1 protein-coding gene is annotated in these 527 nt (G+C 72.3%); it reads left to right on the forward strand.

The genetic code is table 11. The annotated features are described in order from the left end of the window. Positions 1-527 (forward strand): zinc-binding dehydrogenase (locus IEY86_RS36090; protein ID WP_189136111.1); only part of this gene is annotated, 527 nt, incomplete at both ends.

The raw sequence follows: 527 nt of genomic DNA on the forward strand, positions 1-527 counted from the left end.
GACTCGCTGGCGGGGGAGTTCGTCGATGCCTCGCTGCGGTTGCTGCCGCGCGGGGGGCGTTTCCTGGAGATGGGCAAGACCGACGTCCGCGACCCCGCCGAGGTGGCCGCCGCTCATTCAGGTGTGCGGTATCGGGCTTTTGACCTGTGGGAGGCGGGGCCGGAGCGTATCGGGGAGATGCTGGCCGTGCTGGTGGGGCTGTTCGAGGCCGGGGTTTTGGAGCCGCTGCCGGTGACGGTGTGGGATGTGCGCAACGCTGCGGAGGCCTTCCGGTTCGTGTCCCAGGCCCGTCATGTGGGCAAGGTGGTCCTCACCGTTCCCGCTCCGCTCGACGCGGGCGGCACGGTGCTGGTGACCGGTGGTACCGGGGGCCTCGGCGCGCTGGTGGCGCGGCATCTCGTGGCCGAGCGCGGTGTTCGGCACCTGGTGCTGGCGAGTCGGCGTGGACTTCGGGCGCCGGGCGCCGGGGAACTGGTCGCGGAGTTGACCGGTCTGGGCGCCGAGGTGACGGTGGCGGCCTGCGACGC

Source organism: Wenjunlia tyrosinilytica (genome assembly GCF_014646055.1).
GTDB lineage: Bacteria > Actinomycetota > Actinomycetes > Streptomycetales > Streptomycetaceae > Wenjunlia > Wenjunlia tyrosinilytica.